A 6,204-nucleotide genomic window follows, 5' to 3' on the forward strand; every position below is an offset into this window, starting at 1 on the left:
CAAAATTTATTATCGGTGCTCACCATGCCACCTGAATGATATGTGAAGCTAGGTCTTTATCGAATAGTAGAAAAAAACATATGTTTCACGTGCAATTTGTCATTATCTTATTTTGCATTATTACTTCACTCCTTATCAGTTAAGTTATCTAGTTGTCCTTACTAACATTAATGTCAGTTTTTTGTCTGATAATTGTCATGGTTAAACCTTTTATAAAGTGAGAATATCCATAGTGCGTTAAATTTAATTTATGCTGTTCGCTTATTTTTAACGTTTTATTTATGATGTGATATGAATTTTATTAATAAGAGGTTTCTATGTATGAATTCTGTCAAGATTTTGCGAGAAAAAAATGGCTGGACTCAAGAGACATTAGCGGAACTAACAGGGTTATCTACACGTACAATCTATCGAGTGGAAAAGGGAGATCGTGTTGGTTTGGAAACTTGGGCAGCTTTAGCCACAGTATTTCAGGTCAGTATTACGACTCTACAACAACCACCAGTGGAAGATGAGGTACACTCTATGATTACACCTGAAATAAAAACAGCATTAAAGAAAGTACGCCGAATAAGAGATTTTTATATTCAATTGAGTATTTATGTTGTTATAAATCTTTTGCTATTTCTAATTAATTTAATAGTAACACCAGATTATTGGTGGGTAATTTGGGTTATTGTTGGATGGGGAATAGGTATATTGATTAAAGCTTTTCGTATATGGGTAGTTCCTATGTGGTTTGATGATGAGTGGGAGAGGGAAAAAGTTGAACAACAGTTAAATAAAAAATTATAAACATTTTCTTAATTAGGATGATCGCTTTAGCGATCATCTAATTTTTTATAAGAATATGAAATCATTAGATAACCAATAATTAGCTAAAAAATACTTGTCAAATGTAAAATAAACAGTATTATAGCCGTCTAGAAGTAAAAACATCTATTTAATAACCTCTCTTTAATGTTTTCTACTTATTTAAGATAAAGATAAATTGAAATTTACTACTTAAATTTTAATAAGGAATTTTTATGTCAAAATATTTATTTACTTCAGAATCTGTTTCTGAAGGACATCCAGATAAAATTGCAGATCAGATTTCAGATGCAGTATTAGATGCTATTTTAGAACAAGATCCAAAAGCGCGTGTTGCTTGTGAAACTTATGTTAAAACCGGGATGGCTTTAATTGGTGGTGAAATTACTACATCTGCATGGGTTGATATTGAACACCTCGCTCGCCAAGTAATTTGTGATATTGGCTATACCTCGTCAGAAATGGGATTTGATGGACATTCCTGTGCAGTATTAAATGGTATTGGTAAACAATCTTCGGATATTAATCAAGGCGTTGATAGAGAGAATCCTTTAGATCAAGGTGCTGGTGACCAAGGTATCATGTTTGGGTATGCAACGAATGAAACAGAAGTATTAATGCCGGCACCAATTACTTATGCTCACCGTTTAATGGAAAAGCAAGCTGAAGTCCGTCGTAGTGGTGTTTTGCCTTGGCTACGCCCTGATGCAAAAAGCCAAATTACTTTTATCTATGAAAATGGAAAGATCCAAGGTATTGATACAGTTGTCCTTTCAAGTCAGCATGCAGATAGTGTTAGCGATAAAGATTTACGCGAAGGCATTATGGAAGAAATTATTAAACCAGTATTACCTGAGCAATGGCTGTCAGCAAATACTAAATACTTTATCAATCCAACTGGTCGCTTTGTAATTGGTGGCCCGATGGGGGATTGTGGTTTAACAGGGCGTAAAATTATTGTTGATACTTATGGTGGTGCAGCTCGTCATGGCGGTGGAGCATTTTCGGGTAAAGATCCATCAAAAGTGGATCGTTCTGCGGCATATGCAGCTCGTTATGTTGCAAAAAATATCGTTGCAGCAGGTTTAGCTGATCGTTGTGAAATTCAATTATCCTATGCGATTGGTGTTGCAGAGCCGACTTCTATTATGATTGAAACTTTTGGTACAGGTAAAGTTGATAATGAAGTATTGGTTAATGCGGTACGTGAGCATTTTGATTTACGTCCGTATGGTTTAATCAAAATGTTAGATCTTATTCAGCCAATTTATCGCCAGACTGCTGCATATGGTCACTTTGGACGTGAACAATTCCCTTGGGAACGCACGGATAAAGTCGATTTATTACGTAGTTATTTAAAATAAGTAATAAGTTTATTTAAAGTAAAAAGCTTCTTATTCCTGTAGGTTTAAGAAGCTTTCTTTTTTGGATATATAAAATTATTTTTTCGGTAGGATGATTGTGGGTTCATCACTTGGACGGTAAAGCACCAAAATATGGCCAATGCGTTGTACTGCGCAAGCCCCTGTTTCACGAACAATAGCTGCAGTGACGAGTTCTTTATCATCGCGTTCAACACCGGAAATTTTTACTTTAATGAGTTCATGGTGATTTAAGGCATTATCAATTTCAGCAATAACACCTTCAGTTAAGCCATTTCCACCTAAAAGTACTACTGGGTTTAAGTGATGTGCTAATCCTTTTAAGTATTGTTTTTGTTTAGTTGAAAGAGTCAATGACATAAGGATCCTTTAAGTAATATCTAAAAACGTATTATTTTAAACATTTATCGAAAAAATAGAAAGAAAATCCCGTAAAATTACTGGATTGACATCTTATTAGACGAGAATCAGATATAATTGTATTACCTATTATTGTATTCGTTGAATTTACATCACTTTACCTTGAAATTTAGGTAACAATCATCATATAGTATCGGTATTTTTTGATATCAAAGTAAAAATTTTAATTTTAGTAGTTATGGGTAAGAAAAAACGTTCTGCTAGCTCTACTCGTTGGCTCAACGAACATTTCAAAGATAAATTTGTTCAGCAAGCTCACAAACAAAAATTACGTTCAAGAGCTTATTTCAAATTAGATGAAATCCAAAAAACAGATAAGTTATTTAAACCAAATATGACAGTGGTTGATTTGGGAGCAGCACCTGGTGGTTGGTCACAATATGTTGTTACTCAAATTGGGCAGAAAGGACGAGTCATTGCGTGTGATATTTTGGATATGGATCCAATTGTTGGTGTTGATTTTTTGCAAGGTGATTTCCGTGAGGAAAACGTGTTGAATACGCTCCTTGAAAAAATTGGCGAGAGTAAAGTTGATGTTGTGATGTCTGATATGGCGCCTAATTTTAGTGGTATGCCTTCGGTAGATATCCCTCGTGCAATGTACCTTGTTGAATTAGCTTTGGATATGTGTAAGCAAGTGCTTGCTACACGTGGAAGTTTTGTGGTGAAAGTGTTTCAAGGAGAAGGATTTGATGAATATCTACGAGAAATTCGCTCATTATTTACCAATGTGAAAGTTCGAAAACCAGAGGCGTCTAGAGATCGTTCTCGGGAAGTATATATTGTTGCGACAGGTTATAAGCTTTAACCACTACTGCTAACTAGTTTTTTAACCAAACCAAAAGGACGAGGATTTACCTTGAAAAATAATAATATGCTTAAAAATATCATGCTTTGGAGTGTTGTAGCTGTTGTTCTGATGACAGTTTTCCAAGGTTTTTCTAGTAGTTCACGAGATTCGATGGACTATTCTACTTTTATTACTGATATTGGTAATAATCAAATATCTGAAACAGTTTTTGATGGTAATGAAATTACTGTAACAAAGAAAAATGGCGATAAATATCAAACAGTAATGCCGCTATATGATGACAAGGTACTGGACGATTTATTAAAGAAAGACGTTAAAGTGTCTGGTACACCGCCTGAAAAACGTGGATTATTTGCACAAATTTTAATTTCGTGGTTCCCAATGTTACTGTTGATTGGGGTTTGGATCTTCTTTATGCGTCAGATGCAAGGCGGTGGTGGCGGTGGCGCCCTCAAATTTGGTAAAAGCCGTGCCAGAATGATGACTCAAGAACAAATTAAAACAACTTTTGCTGATGTGGCAGGATGTGATGAAGCAAAAGAAGAAGTTGGAGAGATTGTTGATTTCTTGAGAGATCCAAGTAAATTCCAAAAATTAGGTGGGAAAATTCCAAAAGGTATCTTAATGGTAGGGCCTCCAGGAACAGGGAAAACTTTATTAGCAAAAGCAATCGCTGGTGAAGCTAAAGTTCCTTTCTTTACTATTTCAGGTTCTGATTTCGTAGAAATGTTTGTTGGAGTTGGTGCTTCTCGCGTGCGTGATATGTTTGAACAAGCGAAAAAAGCAGCGCCATGCTTAATCTTCATTGATGAAATTGATGCTGTTGGTCGCCAACGTGGTGCTGGTTTAGGAGGCGGGCATGATGAGCGTGAGCAAACCTTAAACCAAATGTTAGTTGAAATGGATGGTTTTGAAGGAAATGAAGGAGTAATTGTTATTGCTGCAACTAACCGTCCTGATGTATTAGATCCAGCATTAACTCGACCAGGTCGTTTCGACCGCCAAGTCGTTGTAGGTTTGCCAGATGTACGTGGTCGAGAACAAATTTTAAAAGTGCATATGCGTAAAATCCCAATGGGTAACGATGTAGATCCAATGACGATTGCTCGTGGTACACCAGGATATTCAGGTGCGGATCTTGCTAACTTAGTGAATGAAGCCGCATTATTCGCAGCACGTACAAATAAACGTTTGGTTACTATGATCGAATTTGAGAAAGCAAAAGATAAGATCAATATGGGGCCAGAACGTCGTACGATGATGATGACGGATAAACAAAAGGAATCAACTGCTTATCATGAAGCGGGTCATGCAATTGTTGGCTATTTAGTGCCAGAACATGATCCTGTACATAAAGTTACGATCATTCCACGTGGTCGTGCTTTAGGGGTGACTTTCTTCTTACCTGAAGGAGATCAAATTAGTATTAGTCAAAAACAATTAGAAAGTAAACTTTCTACTTTATATGCGGGTCGTATTGCAGAAGAGCTGATTTATGGTGACGAGAATGTTTCAACTGGTGCATCTAATGATATTCAAGTGGCAACAAATATTGCTCGTAAGATGGTAACTGAGTGGGGATTCTCAAGTAAATTAGGGCCAATTTTATATGCAGAAAATGAAGGCGAAGTTTTTTTAGGCCGTTCAATGGCAAAAGCGAAACATATGTCTGATGAAACTGCGCATACAATTGATGAAGAAGTGCGTGATATTGTATCTCGTAATTATCAACGAGCAAGACAGCTATTAATTGATAATATGGATATTTTACATGCAATGAAAGATGCATTAGTGAAATATGAAACGATTGATGAACCTCAAATTAAACAATTAATGGAACGTCAAGAAGTGACCCCACCAGCAGGATGGGTTGAAAAAACTAAACCTAACCAAAATTCAGAGAAAAAAGATAAAACAGATGAAGAAGTAAAAGAAACTTCAGAATCTAAAGATGATGATTCTCAAGAAGCATAGTTAGTGAAAGTATAAAATAGAAATGGGGCTTGGTAGCCCCATTTTTATTGTTGTTTCCATTGTAAAATATTTTCGATAATATCGAGCAGTTTATCCCTGTCTTCTTTGTTTAATTGAGCAAGCTTTTTAGCTAATCTATATTCTTGATCTTCTAATCGTTCACTATTTTTAACGAGTAAATCAGCTACGTTGCAACCAAAAATCTCAGCAAACTCAAATAGCCTGATGACATTTAGTACGATTGTCCCTCGTTCCATTCTAGAGATAGCATCATTACTTACCCCGATAATTTCAGCTAATTGAGATTGTGATAAATTTGCTGCTTTTCGATATTTAGCAATGGCTTTTCCAATAGATTTTGCAATATCTGAATTATTTTTCGAAACCATATAACCTCCGAAAATAACTATCAAACATTACTTTATGAAAAAGAAGAGGATAAAATTCTTGACTATGAGAGTTTTATGTCTAATATGAAAGAAAGTTTCTTTTGATTGATAAGATCTCTTTTTGACAGGGGGTAATCATCAAACTAAACTTGATTTATCAGCATAAAAAAGAGATGGAGGATAATGATGTCATTTATTAGTAAAACGTTTGGTGGATTGAATAAAAGCTATTATTTAAGGCATTTATTTTTTGGTTTTATTTTATATGCTTTAATGTGTGGATTACTGCTACAAGCAAGTAAAGGGGTTATTGATAGTAAATTAATTACAGCAGTATTAATGCTGACCGTATTACCAGACAGTGCCGTAAAGCCCCGTCCTTTAGGTCGGGGATATAAGGCACAAACGGCGTAGC

General features: G+C 35.4%; 7 protein-coding genes. 5 read left to right on the top strand and 2 right to left on the bottom strand.

Features of this window, described 5'->3' with window-relative positions; all coding sequences use genetic code 11:
* Positions 1 to 321: 321 nt before the first annotated feature.
* Together PF272_RS12685 and metK are read left to right on the top strand one after the other, a co-directional pair.
* Positions 322 to 795: a helix-turn-helix domain-containing protein gene (locus tag PF272_RS12685; protein WP_271143039.1), complete on the top strand. Its 474-nt coding sequence runs from the start codon at positions 322 to 324 to the stop codon at positions 793 to 795.
* Positions 796 to 1,028: 233 nt separating this feature from the next.
* A complete protein-coding gene (gene metK, locus PF272_RS12690) occupies positions 1,029 to 2,177 on the top strand; it encodes a methionine adenosyltransferase (RefSeq protein ID WP_065239145.1) in 1,149 nt (382 codons plus the stop codon).
* Positions 2,178 to 2,252: 75 nt separating this feature from the next.
* Here metK and yhbY read toward each other — a convergent pair whose 3' ends face one another.
* Positions 2,253 to 2,555 (bottom strand): ribosome assembly RNA-binding protein YhbY, encoded by a 303-nt coding sequence (gene yhbY / locus PF272_RS12695; protein ID WP_082987549.1) that lies wholly within the window; start codon positions 2,553 to 2,555, stop codon positions 2,253 to 2,255.
* A gap of 238 nt (positions 2,556 to 2,793) precedes the next feature.
* Here yhbY and rlmE point away from each other — a divergent pair, with 238 nt between their 5' ends.
* Positions 2,794 to 3,423, top strand: a complete 630-nt coding sequence (gene rlmE, locus PF272_RS12700) for a 23S rRNA (uridine(2552)-2'-O)-methyltransferase RlmE (protein ID WP_065234859.1) — start codon at positions 2,794 to 2,796, stop codon at positions 3,421 to 3,423.
* Between the two features lie 66 nt (positions 3,424 to 3,489).
* Positions 3,490 to 5,400, top strand: a complete 1,911-nt coding sequence (gene ftsH / locus PF272_RS12705) for an ATP-dependent zinc metalloprotease FtsH (RefSeq protein ID WP_065236439.1) — start codon at positions 3,490 to 3,492, stop codon at positions 5,398 to 5,400.
* A 44-nt stretch (positions 5,401 to 5,444) separates the two neighbouring features.
* On the opposite strand, the gene PF272_RS12710 is transcribed toward ftsH, so the two are convergent.
* Positions 5,445 to 5,789: a helix-turn-helix domain-containing protein gene (locus tag PF272_RS12710; RefSeq protein ID WP_271143040.1), complete on the bottom strand. Its 345-nt coding sequence runs from the start codon at positions 5,787 to 5,789 to the stop codon at positions 5,445 to 5,447.
* A gap of 183 nt (positions 5,790 to 5,972) precedes the next feature.
* Here PF272_RS12710 and PF272_RS12715 point away from each other — a divergent pair, with 183 nt between their 5' ends.
* Entirely contained in the window at positions 5,973 to 6,203 is a 231-nt protein-coding gene (locus tag PF272_RS12715; RefSeq protein ID WP_271143041.1) for a hypothetical protein, read from the top strand.
* Position 6,204 lies beyond the last annotated feature (1 nt).

It is taken from the genome of Gallibacterium faecale (assembly GCF_027920745.1).
GTDB classification, from domain to species: Bacteria; Pseudomonadota; Gammaproteobacteria; order Enterobacterales; family Pasteurellaceae; genus Gallibacterium; species Gallibacterium faecale.

Coding starts and splice junctions, on each gene's coding strand:
- rlmE (WP_065234859.1), top strand. CDS start 2,794: ATGGGTAAGAAAAAACGTTCTGCTAGCTCTACTCGTTGGCTCAACGAA.
- PF272_RS12685 (WP_271143039.1), top strand. CDS start 322: ATGAATTCTGTCAAGATTTTGCGAGAAAAAAATGGCTGGACTCAAGAG.
- yhbY (WP_082987549.1), bottom strand. CDS start 2,555: ATGTCATTGACTCTTTCAACTAAACAAAAACAATACTTAAAAGGATTA.
- ftsH (WP_065236439.1), top strand. CDS start 3,490: ATGCTTAAAAATATCATGCTTTGGAGTGTTGTAGCTGTTGTTCTGATG.
- PF272_RS12710 (WP_271143040.1), bottom strand. CDS start 5,789: ATGGTTTCGAAAAATAATTCAGATATTGCAAAATCTATTGGAAAAGCC.
- PF272_RS12715 (WP_271143041.1), top strand. CDS start 5,973: ATGATGTCATTTATTAGTAAAACGTTTGGTGGATTGAATAAAAGCTAT.
- metK (WP_065239145.1), top strand. CDS start 1,029: ATGTCAAAATATTTATTTACTTCAGAATCTGTTTCTGAAGGACATCCA.